This window comes from Dyella caseinilytica (assembly GCF_016865235.1).
Taxonomy (GTDB): domain Bacteria; phylum Pseudomonadota; class Gammaproteobacteria; order Xanthomonadales; family Rhodanobacteraceae; genus Dyella_B; species Dyella_B caseinilytica.
Genome location: NZ_CP064030.1, coordinates 1,713,505 through 1,728,819, shown reverse-complemented (window position 1 = coordinate 1,728,819; position 15,315 = coordinate 1,713,505). Strand labels below are relative to the sequence as shown.

The following is a 15,315-nucleotide window of genomic DNA, read 5'->3' as shown; positions in this document are numbered from 1 at the left end:
AACGAAGCGGGCAGCATGTTGTGAACTGCGTGACGTAGCTACGTATCGCTGGGTGGCCTCAACCACTGCAGCGGTACGATCGTTGCGTGCGGGGAACGATGTTCAATACCTAGGCTGCGCCGTTCCGGCTGGGCGGCGCATTCCAGCCCATGAAGTTGTAGAAGTGATAGGTCAGTACGCCGATGTATTCGTGCGCGGCAAAATCGGTCAGCGCCATGTTCCAGGCATTTGGCCAGCAGGTGAAACGCACATCGACATAATCACCGCGCACGGGTGTGGCATCGATGCCAAAGTGCGCGAAGTAAATCAGCGCACGATTCAGATGGGTCGCCGATGACACCAGCAGTACCTGTTCAGGACGGTAGTCCTTGAGCATGGGTTGCACGAACTGTGCGTTTTGCCACGTGTTCATGCTGCGCGACTCCAACAGCAAGTCGGTGTCATTCACGCCCATCGACAACAAGACTCGGTCATACGCCGCCGCCTCCGTCATACCGTTGCGAAATGGATCGCCGCCGCTGACCACAACCTTGCAATCGTTGCCACCCTGCCGGCAAGCGCGGTACAGAGAATAGGCTTCGATGATGCGTCCATTGGCAGCGATATTCGGCTCCACCTGTTGGGTGCCGACTACATGCGCAGTACCCGCGCCCAGCAGCACGATGGCATTGCGTTGTGCCCAGGTAATAGTGGGGCGCGTGGCATACGGCGCCTGCAACCATTTCAACAGCAACGCCGGCAGAGGCCCGCAGCCTGCCAAGAAGAAAAGCAGCAGGGCCAAACCGTAGGACGTCCACTGGCAACGGCGCCAACGAAGAAGGCCGAAGGCCAGGCCAAGCAGACAAAGCACTACCAGCAAGATCAACATGCTTGTTCGTTCCCTTGAATGTGTAGGCAGTAGGATATCCAGCTTGGCTTCAACTATCCCGCACCCTTGCGAATCCGATGTTACATACCCTTGTCGCCGCAGCACGCCTCAGCGAAGACATTCGCAAAAGCCGGTTTCTTGCCCAGGCCGCGCCGGTCGAAACGCCGCAGCAAGCGCTGGCTTACGTGCAGGCTGTGAGTGATGCAACAGCCACGCACAATTGCTGGGCTTATCGGATCGGCCAGGAGTACCGCTTCAATGACGATGGTGAACCCGGCGGCACCGCAGGTCGTCCTATCTTGCAGGCAATCGACGGACAAGGCATCGATCGCGTCGCGGTGGTGGTCACGCGCTGGTACGGCGGCATCAAGCTAGGTGCGGGCGGCTTGGCTCGCGCCTACGGTGGCACCGCTGCCGAATGCCTGCGGTTGGCCGAGCGCGTACCGATCGTGGCTATGGCACGGTTGGGTGTGCATTGCGAGTTTGCAGAGTTGGCACGCATGAAAGCTCGCTTGAAGGAACTCGGCGCAGAGGTCGAGCAAGAGAACTTCGACGCCAACGGCGTAAGCCTGCATATGCGCCTGCCGCAGCATCAGCTCGACGAGGCCAGGCTGCGCATTGTCGATATCAGCCGAGGACGCAGCGAAGCGTTCTCACTCGACTAAGAACACGGCGCCACCGCCATCAAAAGGCCCTTTTTCAGCCTTTTACATAGCATGCCTTCCCCCCACAATCGCCGCTTCGGCTGGCAATAGATCCGGGCGGGGGCCCGTCGCTGCCTGTGCCTAGGGATGGAACCATGAATCGTTTGTCCGGCCTCGACTTGCTGCGTGCCATCGCCATCCTCTGGGTGATGCTGTTCCACTCCTGGATAGTCGGTGGTCTCGGTGATCCGTTCCAACCCATTGGCGACTACGGCTGGATGGGTGTCGACCTTTTCTTTGTGTTGAGCGGCTATCTGATCGGCTACCAGGTGCTGAAGCCTTTGAGCTTGCGGCAGCCGCTCCATTTCGCTGAATTTTACCGGCGCCGGACCTATCGCATTCTGCCTGCGTTCCTGGTCGTTCTCGCCGTGTACGCGTGGTTTCCGAGCTGGCGCGAAGCGCCCGGGATGCAGCCGGCGTGGCAGTTCCTGACCTTCACGCTGAATCTGCTGATCGACTATCAACATAACGAGGCTTTCTCGCACGCATGGTCGTTGTGTGTGGAGGAGCAGTTCTATCTCGTGTTTCCCGCACTGGCGTGGTTGCTGACACGCAGGCCATCGCTGCCAGTCACGCTGTGTGTGGGTAGCGTGATCGTCGCTGCCGGCATGCTGTTACGCGCCTACGCGGCGCGACACAATTTGGATTATCTGGAGAACATCTACTACCCGACCTATACCCGACTGGATGGCTTGCTGGCCGGCGTCACGCTGGCGGCCATCCAGGCTTACCGTCCGAGCGTGTGGAGTTTGCTGCAGCGCAACGGGAACATCTTGACCCTGATCGGGCTTGCCGTGGTCGGCATTGCCATCTGGCTGTTCCGCGACCGTCTGACATTCATGCCCAGTGTCTTTGGATTTCCACTGCTTTCGTTCGGCATTGCGCTGCTGGTGGCGGCCTGCGCGGGACGGCAAGGCTTGGGACGTTGGCGAGTACCTGGCACCGGCTGGATTGCCGGCATGTCATATAGCCTGTACCTCAGCCACAAGCTCGCCCTGCATGCCGTGGCGCGCTGGCTGGCTGCACACCCGGCCGTGCATGGATGGGTGGCTTTCGTCCTCTACGCTGTCGCCATTACCCTGCTTGGTACCCTGCTTCATTACGGCGTGGAACAGCCGTTCTTGCGCTTGCGTGACCGGCGCGCAGCATCCCGCATGCCGGCAGCTATCGGTCAGGCGGATGTTTCAGCCGGATAATCCGGGGCCTGCCGTCCCGATTGAATCACTTGCCGATACCCCCATCTGAATTCGATCCAGCTTGCAGCGAGGCCCCATGAGCACCACTCCAGCGAACGATCCGAAACCGCCCCGCCGCATCGGCTCGCTGCGCCTGCTCTGGCCGTTCATCAAGCCGAACAGGCAGCTGGCGTTGGGTTGGCTGGTCTTTCTGGGTATCGCCTCCGGAGCCACGCTGATATTGCCGACTGCCGTTCGGCACATGATCGACCATGGTTTTCGCAACTCCAGCGCGGCAGCGATAAACAGCAGCTTCCTGGGGTTGTTTGCAGTGGCGCTGGTGATGGCGTTCGCCACCGCGGCACGTTTCTATTGCATCTCGCTGCTGGGCGAGCGCACGCTGGCGGCCTTGCGTTCCAAACTGTATGAGCATGTCATCCGGCTGGACGTCAGCTTTTTCGAGCGCAACCGTGTCGGTGAGCTGATTTCGCGCCTGGGCACAGATACTGAAGTGGTCCAGGCACTGGTGGGTTCGGGCATCTCGGTAGCCTTGCGTAGCGCTGTGATGCTGATTGGCGCCACGGCGGCCATGATCTGGACGAGCCCGCGCCTGGCCGGCCTTACTGCCCTGGTGATCCCGGCGGTCGTGCTACCGATCCTGATCTTCGGCCGGCGTGTGCAAAAGCTCTCGCGCGCCAGCCAGGATCGCCTCGCCGATGCCGCCGCCATTGCCAACGAAACCTTGAATGCCGCTCCGGCGGTGAAGGCGTATGCACGCGAAGGGATCGAAAGCCAGCGTTACGGCGACGCCATCCTGCGCGCCCTGTCCACCGCACGCCAGCGCATCGGCATGCGCACCGTACTTACCGCGGCAGTCATCGTGCTGTTCTTTGGTGCGATCACCTTGGTGCTGTGGGTCGGCGCGCGCGACGTGCTGGCAGGCACCCTGGATGCAGGCGTGCTGGCGCAGTTCGTCGTGTACGCGATGCTTTCCGGCGGTTCGATGATGGGCCTTTCGGATGTATGGGGCGATGTTCTTCGCGCGGCTGGCGCCATGGAACGCATCGGTGAGCTCTTCAACGAACAGGCCACGATTGCCGATCCCGTGCACCCGCTGGCGCTGCCGCAGCCGGTACGTGGTGCACTACGTTTCGAGGGTATCGAATTCCACTATCCCAGCCGTCCCGAAGCACCGGCACTGCACGATTTCAATCTGGATATCCGTCCGGGCGAAACGGTGGCACTGGTGGGTCCTTCCGGCGCGGGCAAGAGTACGGTCTTTGCACTGTTGTTACGCTTCTATGATCCGCAACGCGGCCGCATCAGCTTCGATGGCATCGACCTGCGCGCCATGACCTTGCCTGAATTGCGCGGTGCCATCGCCCTCGTCCCGCAAGAGACAGTGCTCTTTGGCGGCTCGGCTGCCGACAACATCCGTTTCGGCCGCCAGGACGCCAGCGACGAGGAGGTGCACGCATCAGCGCGCGCCGCCGAAGCGCACGACTTCATCCAGTTGCTGCAAAAGGGCTACGACGCGGAACTTGGCGAGCGCGGTGTGCGTTTGTCCGGCGGTCAGCGCCAGCGCATCGCCATTGCCCGCGCCATTCTGCGCAACGCACCATTGCTGCTGCTGGACGAAGCCACCTCATCCTTGGATGCGCAATCGGAAGCCGCCATCCAGCAGGCGTTGGAACGGCTGGAGAAAGGCCGCACTACGCTGGTGATTGCGCATCGGCTGGCGACCGTGCAACGCGCGGACCGGATCGTGGTGATGGACGGCGGTCGGATCGTGGCGCAAGGCACGCATGAAAGTCTGCTGGCAGAAGACGGGTTGTATGCGGAGCTGGCGCGACTGCAGTTTGTGGCTTAATGCAGGAATCGAAAAGCGTTTCGCTTTGCGGCCCTTGCGATTCCCGACTCCCGACCAAAAAGAAAAAGCCCTGCTCGGGCAGGGCTTTTTCAGAACTGCATGCAACGGCGAGAAATTACTGCGCGAGTTCAACTCCGGACGCCTGAGCACCTTTCGGGCCCTGGGTCACTTCGAATTTCACACGCTGACCTTCTTGCAGACTACGGAAGCCCTTGGCGTTGATCGCCGAGAAGTGGACAAACACGTCCTCCCCACCGTCCTCGGGTGCGATGAAGCCGAAACCCTTGGCGTCGTTGAACCACTTGACCGTACCGAAACGCATTGCGTGAACCTCTGAATCTAAGGACTGGATGCGCCAAGTCTCTGCGAGAACCACCTCTACCCCTAGGTCCGCCGCCCCTGGCACAGAGAAAGTATCTGCATGTTTTCAGGAAAAGCGCAATATGCGCCTGCGTCTGGTACGTCCCGGACGTGACCTAAGTGCGCATCGCTTGCTTAGCTTTTGAGCAATTCGGCAAGAATCGGCGGCACTGAGCCGGTGGCTGCGGCCAGGTGGGCGAAGATTTCCTCGATGCTGATTTCCGCCTCGTCACCACACCCGGCGGCGAAGTTGGCAACCAGCGCAAGGCAGGCGTAATCGAGTTCCAGTTCGCGCGCCAAGGTGGCTTCGGGCATGCCGGTCATCCCGACCAGATCGCAGCCGTCGCGCTTCATGCGGGCGATTTCGGCGCGGGTTTCCAGGCGCGGCCCTTGGGTGGCGCCATAGCAACCGCCATCGATGACCGCGACACCAGCCCTCTTCGCCGCCGCCAACAGGTCGACACGGAGCGAAGCCGTATACGGTTCGCTGAAGTCGATGTGCTTGACCTCGGCGCCTTCCACATCGCAAAAACTTGTGAAGCGGCCGTGGGTGTAGTCGATGATCTGATCCGGCACCACGATGACGCGCGGCCCCATGTCGTCGCGGATGCCACCGACGGCATTCACACCGATCACCTTGCGGGCTCCAAGATGGTGCAGCGCCCACAAGTTAGCACGGTAGTTCACGCGGTGCGGCGGCAAGGTATGGCTTTCGCCGTGACGGGCCAGGAAGGCGATGCGGCGCCCAGCGAAGTCGCCGATGACGACATCGCCGGAGGCAGGGCCATACGGCGTATCGACGCTTTGCCGCGTGGTGTTCTGAAGGCCCGGGAATTGGTAGAGGCCGCTGCCGCCGATAACGGCCAGATCGATCAATGAGGTCATGGGGATTGCTACCTTGGCAAAAGGGTCGGAAAAGGAAAAACGAAAGAGCCGCCCTATTCTTTCAATGCATAGATCGCCGGCAAATTGCGACCTTGTTCGTAGTAATCCATGCCATAACCGAAGACATAGCGGTCAGGCAGTTCGACCCCGTTGAAATCGCTCTTGATACCTTCCACGCAACGGTCATGCCGTTTGCAGCAGAGCGTCGCCACCAGCACGCGTTTTGCGCCGCGGCGCACGCAATCGTCGCGCACTGCCTTGAGGGTATGACCTTCATCAAGGATGTCGTCGACCAGCAGCACGGTGCGTCCCTGCAGTGATGCTACCGGCTCGCGCAGCCAGTGCAGATCCTTGCCTGAGGTGGCGCCGCGATAACGGGTGGCATGCACATAATCGAATTCGAGATCGGTGCGGATGGCCAGTGCAAGCTGGCCGCCGAACATCAACGCACCATTCATGACGGTCAGGAATACCGCGCGTTCGCCATCGAGCGCCACGTCGATAGCGCGCCCCATATCGGCAATGATGGTGTCCAGTTCGGCCCGCTCGAAAAGCACATCGGAACGAAGCAAGGCGTCGGCCAGCGCCGGGACAGCCTGATTGGAAAGGGATGGACTCATGGCAATTCCTTAGCTATCGAGTGCGGTGACACGGGCAACAAAACGGTCGCGCTGCGGGTTGTCCAGCAGACCGGCCCAGGTTGCGCCGATGGCACCGCGCAAGGCCGCTACGCGCTGGATGCTAGCGGCAGAAGGTGTCGGCATGGCGGCAATCGCTTCTTCGACGACGTCGGGGAAGCACGCCAGTACCAGATCACAACCGGCTTCCAGATGGGCATGCACGCGCTGACTGACGCCACCGGCCACACCCGCGGCGGCCATGCTGATGTCGTCGCTGATGACCGCCCCCTGGAAACCCAGCTCGCCGCGCAGGATGTCCTGGATCCAGCAGCGTGAGAAACCGGCGGGCTGATCATCGACGGCCGGATAGACCACGTGCGCCATCATGATCGCTTCGGCATGGGCGGAAAACGCTTCGACAAACGGGCGCAGATCATTCTGACGAATGTCGTCCAGCGGGCGCGGGTCGATCGCCTGTGCCTTGTGCGTGTCCACGGCAACGGAGCCGTGTCCGGGGAAATGCTTGAGCACCGCCGCCATGCCACCCAGATGCATGCCGCGTATGTAGGCATGGATCAGCTCACTGGTTACTGCTGGATCGGCGTGAAAGGCACGCGTGCCGATGGCGGCATTTCCCCTGGCCAGATCGGCCACGGGAGCAAAGCTGAAATCGATACCACTGGCCCGCAACTCGCTCGCCATGACCCAGGCGTGCTCCTCCGCCAGGCGCACGGCTTCGGTCGGATCGCGGTCGTATACCGCGCCAATCTTGGCCAGCGCGGGCAACCGGGTAAAGCCGTCGCGGAAACGCTGCACAGGACCGCCTTCCTGATCGACGGCCAGGAGGAAGTCTTCACCGGCAGCGGCGCGAATCGATTCAACCAGCGCCAGCAATTGATCTCGGCTGGCGTAATTGCGTGAAAACAGAATCACGCCTGCCACGCCCGGTGCCGTCAGCCACGCCTGCTCGCCTGGCAACAACTCGGTGCCGGTGATACCGATTAAAAGCATCAGGCCTGTCCTCCGGGAGATGCGTCGGCCGCATCACGCTCTGCGTCGCTCCACTGAGCGAACGGATGCTCGATCAAATTGACGTTGTAATACCGCGCCAGATTGCTGACCTCCCGGCCCAGCCAGGCTGGACGCGGAAATACGGCGTCTGTAGCAGGCAGTTCGATTTCTGCTACGAGCAATCCATGGTTGTCGCCAAGAAATTCATCGATCTCGAACAACCAGCCATCGATGTCCACATGATGGCGTGTCTTTTCCAACACACCGTCGCACAACGTTGCCAGCATGGATTGCGCATCGGCAAGCGGCAGCGGCAATTCGTATTCGGCGCGGGCGATACCCAACTCCACGGATTTGATATTCAGCCATGACTGCTCGCCACTGATGCGTACGCGCACCGATGCCCGCGCGGTGCCTTCGCGCAGGGCGCGCACGTTGACAAGATAGCCTTGTGCAATGTGCTTGCTTTGCGTCACGGCAGCTCGCCAATCGTCGTTGGCCAGCAGGAATTTGCGTTCGATTTCGATACCCATGTGGCGATATTACCTGCGCTACTAGCTGCGCTCGAACAGCGCGATCGATTCGACATGCGCTGTATGCGGGAACATATCCATCACCCCGGCCGACACCAGCCGGAAACCATGCTGGTTGACCAGGATGCCGGCATCGCGGGCCAACGAAGCCGGATGGCACGAAACATAGACGATACGGCTGGTTTCCTTGTGCGGCAGGTATTCCAGCACCTTGTCAGCGCCCGCGCGGGGCGGATCAAGCAGCAGCTTGTCCCATGGCTTGCGTGCCCACTCGGTGCCGCGCTGGTCTTCGAACAGGTTGGCGACATGGAAGTTTGCATTGGTAATGCTGTTTCGCGCAGCGTTTTCGGCTGCCCGTGCAACCAGACCATGCTCACCTTCCACGCCCGTCACTTCGGCCACGCGGCGCGCCAACGGCAAGGTGAAATTACCGAGACCGCAGAACAGATCAAGCACGTGATCAGTCGGTTGCGGATCCAGCAGTTCCAGCGCATGCGCCATCATGCGACGGTTCATGCCCGCGTTGACCTGCACGAAATCGAGCGGCTGGAATTCCAGCTCGACGTCGTCCAAGCCATCGCCCGCAGGAACGCGGAATGCGAGGCGCGGATTTTCGGGCCATAGCGGATGCACGCTGCTGATGCCGCCGGGCTGCAGATAGATAGCAAAGCCATGCTCTTGCGCGAAGGTGATCAGCTTGGCGCGATCACCTTCACTCAACGGCTTGAGATGACGGAAAACCAGGGCCACCGTATCGTCGCCTGCGGCAAATTCGATCTGCGCGATATCGGCAGCAGCATCCATGCCGCCAACCAGTTCACCCAGCAGGCCAATCTTTGTGCCAATGGCAGGATGTACGACTTCACAGCGCGTGATGTCGGCGACGAAGCGCGGATTACTTTCCTCGCGAAAACCCACCAGTACGCGACCTTTTTTCGCCACGGCACGCACTGACAAGCGGCCCTTGCGTCGATAGCCCCAGGCTTCGTCGGTCAGCGGCGGCAGCCAGCTTTCCGGTTCCACTTTGCCGATACGGGCAAAGTTGTCTACCAGCACGCGCTGCTTGGCTTCGATCTGCGAAGCCGCATCCAGGTGTTGCAGTGAACAGCCGCCGCATTGACCAAAATGGGGGCAACGTGGCTCCACCCGGTGCGGTGATGGCGTGATGATCTGGAGCGTTTCAGCTTCATCGAAATGGCGATGGCGCTTGCGGATCTTCAAGCGCACCTGTTCGCCAAGCAAGGCGCCGCTAACGAACACCGTCTTGCCGTCGATGCGGGCAACGCCCCGGCCGTCATGACTCAAATCGGTAATGGGGGCTTCGAACTCGTTCATCGGCACTCTTGGAAAACATGACGCCCGGATCGACCGATCCAGGCAAGGAGAAAAAGGATAAAAATCGGGCGTGGACGCCTCACCAGCCGCCTATGATACCAGCCAGAACTCTTAGCGCTCGGCAACCGTGCCCTGGGAGGCTGCCTTCAAACGGCGCAGGAAAACCGGCCATTCGATGCGACTCTGTTCGCCGACGACATGCAGATAGGGCAAACCGCTGCCCTCGACGATGGTATAGCTGCTGGCATCGCCTTCCAGACCGCTGAGGGTGCAGATGCCGTTCTGCAGGTTGCTGTTGATGCCCATGCGCTTGTAGCTGAGTGTCTTGAACAGCTTCATCACCGCGCCTTGCAGGCCGCTGGCCGGTGCACCGCCAGTCACCACGGACAAATTGTTGGCCGCGTGCAGACTGATTCGTCCACCATCCGCCGCAAGTAACGATGCCTTGAACGCAATCGGGCTGCCACCTATCAGTTGCAGGTCATTGATCGAGCCGTCCAGCCGTCCGGTCATGCTGCCGAAGTTAAAGGTATCTGCCAGCGGCGCCAGGTCGATGTGATGCAAGCTGATATCCCCGCTCACTACCGGCATGCTGCTGAAAGGCTGTTGCACGGAAAGACGACGAATGGTGGCAGTGCCGTCGAAGGCGTTGATAGTCAGCTCGCCTTGCAAGGCGTAGTGGTCGTCCAGCCATTGCACCGAAGTAATGCTGCCGCCAAGGGTTCCGGCAAAAGGCTGCCAGCCCTGGCTCTGGTTAAGCGTGGCCATATCGATACCTGCCACATTCGCGGCCAGATTCACGCGTTCCGCCTTCGGCGCGGCAGGCCGCCACTCCATGGCAGTGAAGTGAATCTCTCCCTTCCAGAGCGGCATATCGAGGGGAGACTGCAGACTGAGCGCGCCACTGCGACTGCGCCAATGCGATTGCATAGCGCCCACCGCAAACTGGCGCATCACCAGTTGATTCCACGCAAGACTGGTGGCCGGCTGGTCACCCTGCTCCGACCAATCCAGGTCGCCATGCAAGCCGTTAGCCTGCAGTTGACCACTGCTGTCGGCGAGATCGAATCCATCCGTGTGGAAGGCAAAGCTGCGCCACGTGTCGGTTGCATAATCGAGGTGTCCCTCGAGCCGCCCGGCCACATGCAGATTGGGTACGGTGCTGTCCAGCCAAGGTTGTCCATAGCGGTTGTACGCCGAGGGGAAACGCGCCTGGAAATGATCCAGTCGGAGTTTCTGCAGATTGCCTTTGCTATCGATGGCAAGCGCGCCTTCCAGTTGCAACGCATCGGCGTCATCCAATCGCAGCTCACTAATGGCCAGACCACCCTTCTCCATCGCAGCGGTGAGATCGAACACGACATCGTGTGCAGGAAGTTTGGCCAGCACCGGTCCCAATTGCAGTACACCACCGTGAATGCCACCATCGAGCGTCCACTGCGCCGGGTGACCCGTCGCATCCATCGCGAAGCGCATGTGGCCGCTCAAACCTTCCCCGCCCGGATTGCCGGCTGGCGTAGCGTATTTGAGATCCGCCACGGTGACGTCACCCGACGATTGATAACCCTCATCCCGCACATCCAGGGCCAGATCCGCGTCCAGCTTCCCGCTGGCGATGTGCCCAGGCCAAGCCGTTGCCAGGAGCCCTTGCAGCCAACTGGCAGGGAAGTTGCGCAGATTGACCTGCACGTGGCTGGTCTGGTCCAGCGGAAAGGCCGTGCCAATATGGACCGGCCCCTGATCGGCGTTGATCGTCAGCGTGTTGGCTGATGCATCGACCACCATGTTGATGCTGGCATCGCTTAGCACTCCGCCCGGGGCGCCGTTGAGCTGGATCGTGCCATCGAACATCCAGCGCATCTGGATGTCACGCCGCAGATTGCCCGCCAGGGTCAATGGCACATGCCGCAAGCCGAACGCCGGAATGTCGGCCTTGACGGCACGCAGGCTGATCTGGACCGTGTTTGGATCGGCGCCGGGCTTGAGCTGGGCCTGGACATCCTGCAGGGTCATCCCCGCCAATGCGATCCGCTTGGCTGCGACCACGGTATCCGCCCGCGCGGAGGCAGCCCCGATGAGGCTGCACAGAACGCACAGGCATAACAGCAAACGATAAGTCAGGCGGATCATGTAGGTGCATTCTGCCAAACTAAGCTGAACGATACGGACATGACCGTGTACGGACTGGTCAGGTCAGCCGTGGACACCCCGGATCGGGCGCGGGAATACGCCCTGCAGGGCCACTCTCGGCATACACTTCAACCTGCTTTTTCACATTACGCATCAACCGCTACAACGCAGGCTATCTGGACACGACACAAGGAAGCGCTACGCCATGCAGGCATCTGCCGACACTTCATCCGCTCCTACCGCGACACCCTATGTATTGGTCGCGGATGACGATGCCACCAGCCTTTGCTTTCTAGGCGATGCCTTGCATCAACTGGGAGCCCGGGTCGCACTCAGTCCCGGCGGAATCAGCGCGCTGGAGCAGGCGCAAACCGAAGCCTTCGATCTACTCATCCTCGATTGCCGTATGCCGGACATGGATGCCATGAGCGTGTTGCGCCATCTGCGCCACGCGCCGGATGCACGCTCGGCCAGTAGTCCCACAGTGGCTAGCAGTGCAGAGCTCGATGCAAACCAGCAACGCACCCTGCTCGCAGCTGGCTTCCATGCTGTGTTGCTCAAGCCTTGCACTTTGAAAGATCTACAGGACGTGCTTGCCCTCTCGAGCGCCGGCCCTGGAAACAGGCCGCTGCTGGATGACGCACGTGCATTGAATGCCAGCGGCACACCGGCCGTCATGCAAGCGCTGCGAGGCTTGTTCTACCAAGAACTGGTCAACATAGACCGCGAATGGGACGACCTCAGCCAGGACGCCGAGGCGCTGGAGGCGCGCCTGCACAAGCTGCGCTCATCCTGTGGCTTTTGCGGCGCGGCAGCATTGAGCGAACACATTGCGTCACTGCAATCGCACCTGAAACTTTCCCATCGGGGTGTCATGCTGCCGCTTACAGCGTTTCGCCAATCGTTGAGGCAAACGATGGCAGCGCTGCAGGCCTCCTGACCTCCTTATCGGCGGACGATGGCGCCACGCAGGACGCGCCACGCACGCAATTCGACACCACCCAGGTGGAAGCGGATCAGCGCCCGCATCATGCCGCGCAGGGCGTGCAGTCCTTGCGCGTCTGGCAAGCGATCCTCTTGCAAGGATTGCAGGTCGCTGCCGCGCACGGCATGTGGATCCGCGCTCCGGCAACGCACCGGACCATGCTCGGGGCGATAGATGTACAAGGCCTCTGCGAGCAAAGGCCCACCACTGTCGGCATCCTCGCTCAGTTGCAGGGCGTACCCCAAGGCCCCAAGCAAATCGCGCTCGAACCGACGAAGCTGCCAGGCGAGCGGCGGCTCCTGCGCCATCCGACCAAGGGTTTGCGCATAGGCGGCGTAGAGCTCGGGGTGTGGATCCTGACGCTCGGTGAGGCGAACCACCAATTCGTTGATGTACAGCCCCGCCAAGCCTGCATCGCCCAGCAGACGAAGGGGCGCGCTTGCGGACTCCACGCTGCGCAAGGTGGCCAGTTCGCCGCGCAGTTGCAAATCAAGCAACAGGGGCTGAAAAGGTTCCAACAGCGATCGCTGCAACCGTCCACGCTGGCTGCGCACGCCGCGCGCGACGACACCGATACGACCCTGATCACGCGTCAGGCATTCGAGCAGCAGTGACGTCTCCCGATAAGGACGCGCATGCAGGACAAAGGCTGGTTGCTGTTCGATCAGCATGAAGCATCAGCCCCCTGCCCCAGCGGCATATCAGTCGGTATAGCCGAACTGTTTGAGCATGGCCTCGTCGTCAACCCAGCCCTCGCGCACCTTGACCCAGAGCTTCAGGAACACCTTGCGATCGAACATGCGCTCCATATGACGGCGGGCGGCCGTGCCGATGGCTTTCAGCTGAGCGCCTCCCTGACCGATCACGATCGCTTTCTGCCCATCGCGTTCGACCCAGATCACGGCATGGATTTCTGCTACCCCATCAGGGCGATCGTTGAATTGCTCGATCTCCACCGTGGTGGCGTAAGGCAGCTCCTGGTCAAGGCGCAGCATCAGCTGCTCGCGCACCATCTCGGCAGCCAGAAAGCGTTCGCTGCGATCGGTGATTTCATCTTCGCCAAAGATCGGCGCTCGCACCGGCAAGCGCGTCAGGATGTCTTGCGTCAGCGCATCCAGTCCCTTGCGCTTGAGCGCACTGACGTAATGCACGGCGTCAAAACTGTGCTTTTCGCACAGATCGGCCACGAACGGCAGCAAGGCCGCCTTGTCTTTGCTGAGGTCGACCTTATTGATCACCAAAAGGCGGGGAACCTGTTGCTCGGCCAGGGCTTCGTAAAGCGCCTGATCTTCGTCCGTCCAGCGCCCTGCTTCGATAACTTGCGCAGCCACCTCGACTTCGCTGATCGCCGAACGCACCGCGCGATTGAGGCTACGGTTCATCGCGCGCTTGGCGCCGCGGTGCAGACCTGGCGTATCGACATACAGAATCTGCCCCGCTTCGCTGGTGGCAATGCCCAGGATCCGGTGACGTGTCGTCTGTGGCCTCGGGCTGACAATCGACAGGCGAAAGCCGATCAGGGCATTGAGCAGGGTCGACTTGCCGACATTCGGCCGGCCGGCCAATGCCACGAAGCCGCAACGAAAATCCGGATGAGGCAGTTCGTTTTCGGCGATGTCGTCGCGTTCATCGTTCATGGCACGCTGTACTCTCTAAAGACGGCTATAAGCATGGCTCCGCGCGCTGGCGAACGCCACTGATAAAAAATTTAGGGGTGGAAAGGAGGCGGCCCAGGATGGAATCAGGCGCCTTCTCGGGACTCCAGCAGACGATTCAGCGCGATTTCCGCCGCATCCTGCTCCGCCAGTCGTCGGCTGCTTCCGCGGCCTGGCGCCGTAATTGCCATCGGCTCTGCGACCACGCAGTTCACGTCGAAGATTCGTGCATGGTCTTCACCCTCGGTTGCCACCAGCTCATACTGTGGCAAGGGCCAACCATTGGCCTGCAACCATTCCTGCAGGCGGGTCTTGGCATCCTTGGATGAACGCGGCAGCGCGGCAACACGATCGGTAAACAGGGTCCGTACCGTCTCCCGGCAGGCCGCAAAACCGCCGTCCAGATAGACCGCAGCGACCAGTGCCTCAAAGGCGTCTGCAAGAATCGAGTCGCGCCGGAATCCGCCACTTTTCAATTCACCGGAACCCAGTTTGAGCTGGTCGCCAAGCTCAAGTTCACGCGCCAGCGACGCCAGCGCCTGACCGTTCACGAGTTGAGCTCGCAGGCGGGACATCTCCCCTTCGGTGGCCTTGGGGTGCGTTTCATAAAGCATTTCGGCGACGATCGCTCCGAGCAGGGCGTCACCAAGAAACTCCATGCGCTCATTGTTCGGCTTGCCGACGCTGCGATGAGTCAGTGCGAGCGCGGCAAGCGAGTCATCGCGAAAGTGATAAGGCAGTTCCACTGTGCTTAGTTGGGTGCCACGACATTACCCTGGATGGGCACACTCTTGTCGAAATGGATCAGGAAATCGATGTTGTACATGAAGGGTACGTCCTTGTCGTAGCTGACGTGCAACTCGTTACCGCTTGCGCCCTGACCAATGGTGATATCACTGGGATGAATGGTTGCGTCGTCGACGTACTGAAAGCCTAGTTTGAAGAGAAGTTCACGACGGATTTCATCCAAGGATTTACCGTCTACACCCTCGCTGGACATCTGGTTCATGGCCTTCACCACGCCCATGTACTCGGTGTAGGAAGGCACCAGCTTCATCGCCATATAGGCGAAAAAGACAACCACCGCCAACACCACGAGAAATCCGATCAGCGTGATACCAGTCTGCTTCGATTTCATAGTCCCCTCACTATGCCGCCGTTAGAACACGCCCTGCCGAGCCTGT

At 60.7% G+C, this 15,315-nt stretch carries 16 protein-coding genes; 4 read left to right on the top strand and 12 right to left on the bottom strand.

Annotated elements, in window-relative coordinates; translation table 11 throughout:
* Positions 1-109: 109 nt before the first annotated feature.
* Complete coding sequence (locus ISN74_RS07505) at positions 110-868, bottom strand: YdcF family protein (RefSeq protein WP_188798735.1); 759 nt, start codon at positions 866-868, stop codon at positions 110-112.
* A 77-nt stretch (positions 869-945) separates the two neighbouring features.
* Here ISN74_RS07505 and ISN74_RS07500 point away from each other — a divergent pair, with 77 nt between their 5' ends.
* From ISN74_RS07500 to ISN74_RS07490, 3 genes are all read left to right on the top strand, one after another.
* Positions 946-1,533 carry an IMPACT family protein gene (locus ISN74_RS07500; RefSeq protein WP_188798734.1) on the top strand — a complete coding sequence of 196 codons (588 nt, stop codon included), beginning with the start codon at positions 946-948 and terminating at the stop codon, positions 1,531-1,533.
* Between the two features lie 134 nt (positions 1,534-1,667).
* The gene (locus ISN74_RS07495) at positions 1,668-2,768 is read left to right on the top strand and encodes an acyltransferase family protein (RefSeq protein ID WP_188798733.1); all 1,101 of its coding nucleotides are present in this window, start codon (positions 1,668-1,670) and stop codon (positions 2,766-2,768) included.
* 76 nt (positions 2,769-2,844) lie between these two features.
* Positions 2,845-4,617 (top strand): ABC transporter transmembrane domain-containing protein, encoded by a 1,773-nt coding sequence (locus ISN74_RS07490; protein ID WP_188798732.1) that lies wholly within the window; start codon positions 2,845-2,847, stop codon positions 4,615-4,617.
* A gap of 115 nt (positions 4,618-4,732) precedes the next feature.
* Here ISN74_RS07490 and ISN74_RS07485 read toward each other — a convergent pair whose 3' ends face one another.
* The 7 genes from ISN74_RS07485 to ISN74_RS07455 form a co-directional block, all read right to left on the bottom strand.
* Positions 4,733-4,939: a cold-shock protein gene (locus tag ISN74_RS07485; protein ID WP_188798731.1), complete on the bottom strand. Its 207-nt coding sequence runs from the start codon at positions 4,937-4,939 to the stop codon at positions 4,733-4,735.
* 173 nt (positions 4,940-5,112) lie between these two features.
* Positions 5,113-5,862 carry an S-methyl-5'-thioinosine phosphorylase gene (locus ISN74_RS07480; protein WP_188798730.1) on the bottom strand — a complete coding sequence of 250 codons (750 nt, stop codon included), beginning with the start codon at positions 5,860-5,862 and terminating at the stop codon, positions 5,113-5,115.
* A gap of 53 nt (positions 5,863-5,915) precedes the next feature.
* A complete protein-coding gene (locus ISN74_RS07475; RefSeq protein WP_188798729.1) occupies positions 5,916-6,482 on the bottom strand; it encodes a hypoxanthine-guanine phosphoribosyltransferase in 567 nt (188 codons plus the stop codon).
* Positions 6,483-6,491: 9 nt separating this feature from the next.
* Complete coding sequence (gene nagZ, locus ISN74_RS07470) at positions 6,492-7,493, bottom strand: beta-N-acetylhexosaminidase (protein WP_188798728.1); 1,002 nt, start codon at positions 7,491-7,493, stop codon at positions 6,492-6,494.
* Positions 7,493-8,026, bottom strand: coding sequence for a CYTH domain-containing protein (locus tag ISN74_RS07465; protein ID WP_188798727.1), 534 nt, complete (start codon positions 8,024-8,026; stop codon positions 7,493-7,495). The genes nagZ and ISN74_RS07465 overlap by 1 nt, the downstream gene beginning before the upstream one ends.
* A 21-nt stretch (positions 8,027-8,047) precedes the next feature.
* Positions 8,048-9,361 (bottom strand): 23S rRNA (uracil(1939)-C(5))-methyltransferase RlmD, encoded by a 1,314-nt coding sequence (gene rlmD, locus ISN74_RS07460; protein WP_188798726.1) that lies wholly within the window; start codon positions 9,359-9,361, stop codon positions 8,048-8,050.
* 111 nt (positions 9,362-9,472) lie between these two features.
* A complete protein-coding gene (locus tag ISN74_RS07455; RefSeq protein ID WP_188798725.1) occupies positions 9,473-11,491 on the bottom strand; it encodes a DUF748 domain-containing protein in 2,019 nt (672 codons plus the stop codon).
* A 205-nt stretch (positions 11,492-11,696) separates the two neighbouring features.
* On the opposite strand from ISN74_RS07455, the gene ISN74_RS07450 reads away from it, so the two are divergent.
* Positions 11,697-12,431 (top strand): response regulator, encoded by a 735-nt coding sequence (locus tag ISN74_RS07450; protein WP_188798724.1) that lies wholly within the window; start codon positions 11,697-11,699, stop codon positions 12,429-12,431.
* Positions 12,432-12,436: 5 nt separating this feature from the next.
* On the opposite strand, the gene recO is transcribed toward ISN74_RS07450, so the two are convergent.
* The 4 genes from recO to ISN74_RS07430 form a co-directional block, all read right to left on the bottom strand.
* On the bottom strand, positions 12,437-13,147 hold the full coding sequence (gene recO, locus ISN74_RS07445; RefSeq protein WP_188798723.1) for a DNA repair protein RecO: 711 nt from the start codon (positions 13,145-13,147) through the stop codon (positions 12,437-12,439).
* 30 nt (positions 13,148-13,177) lie between these two features.
* On the bottom strand, positions 13,178-14,113 hold the full coding sequence (era, locus tag ISN74_RS07440) for a GTPase Era (RefSeq protein WP_188798722.1): 936 nt from the start codon (positions 14,111-14,113) through the stop codon (positions 13,178-13,180).
* 104 nt (positions 14,114-14,217) lie between these two features.
* Positions 14,218-14,877 carry a ribonuclease III gene (rnc, locus tag ISN74_RS07435; RefSeq protein WP_188798721.1) on the bottom strand — a complete coding sequence of 220 codons (660 nt, stop codon included), beginning with the start codon at positions 14,875-14,877 and terminating at the stop codon, positions 14,218-14,220.
* A gap of 5 nt (positions 14,878-14,882) precedes the next feature.
* Positions 14,883-15,269 carry a DUF4845 domain-containing protein gene (locus ISN74_RS07430; RefSeq protein WP_188798720.1) on the bottom strand — a complete coding sequence of 129 codons (387 nt, stop codon included), beginning with the start codon at positions 15,267-15,269 and terminating at the stop codon, positions 14,883-14,885.
* Between the last annotated feature and the right edge of the window lie 46 nt (positions 15,270-15,315).

Excerpts from the sequence above, each read along its gene's own strand:
- ISN74_RS07430 (WP_188798720.1), bottom strand. The coding sequence starts at position 15,269 with ATGAAATCGAAGCAGACTGGTATCACGCTGATCGGATTTCTCGTGGTG.
- nagZ (WP_188798728.1), bottom strand. The coding sequence starts at position 7,493 with ATGCTTTTAATCGGTATCACCGGCACCGAGTTGTTGCCAGGCGAGCAG.
- ISN74_RS07500 (WP_188798734.1), top strand. The coding sequence starts at position 946 with ATGTTACATACCCTTGTCGCCGCAGCACGCCTCAGCGAAGACATTCGC.
- ISN74_RS07450 (WP_188798724.1), top strand. The coding sequence starts at position 11,697 with ATGCAGGCATCTGCCGACACTTCATCCGCTCCTACCGCGACACCCTAT.
- rlmD (WP_188798726.1), bottom strand. The coding sequence starts at position 9,361 with ATGAACGAGTTCGAAGCCCCCATTACCGATTTGAGTCATGACGGCCGG.
- ISN74_RS07490 (WP_188798732.1), top strand. The coding sequence starts at position 2,845 with ATGAGCACCACTCCAGCGAACGATCCGAAACCGCCCCGCCGCATCGGC.
- ISN74_RS07465 (WP_188798727.1), bottom strand. The coding sequence starts at position 8,026 with ATGGGTATCGAAATCGAACGCAAATTCCTGCTGGCCAACGACGATTGG.
- ISN74_RS07475 (WP_188798729.1), bottom strand. The coding sequence starts at position 6,482 with ATGAGTCCATCCCTTTCCAATCAGGCTGTCCCGGCGCTGGCCGACGCC.
- ISN74_RS07485 (WP_188798731.1), bottom strand. The coding sequence starts at position 4,939 with ATGCGTTTCGGTACGGTCAAGTGGTTCAACGACGCCAAGGGTTTCGGC.
- era (WP_188798722.1), bottom strand. The coding sequence starts at position 14,113 with ATGAACGATGAACGCGACGACATCGCCGAAAACGAACTGCCTCATCCG.
- ISN74_RS07480 (WP_188798730.1), bottom strand. The coding sequence starts at position 5,862 with ATGACCTCATTGATCGATCTGGCCGTTATCGGCGGCAGCGGCCTCTAC.
- ISN74_RS07495 (WP_188798733.1), top strand. The coding sequence starts at position 1,668 with ATGAATCGTTTGTCCGGCCTCGACTTGCTGCGTGCCATCGCCATCCTC.
- ISN74_RS07505 (WP_188798735.1), bottom strand. The coding sequence starts at position 868 with ATGTTGATCTTGCTGGTAGTGCTTTGTCTGCTTGGCCTGGCCTTCGGC.
- recO (WP_188798723.1), bottom strand. The coding sequence starts at position 13,147 with ATGCTGATCGAACAGCAACCAGCCTTTGTCCTGCATGCGCGTCCTTAT.
- ISN74_RS07455 (WP_188798725.1), bottom strand. The coding sequence starts at position 11,491 with ATGATCCGCCTGACTTATCGTTTGCTGTTATGCCTGTGCGTTCTGTGC.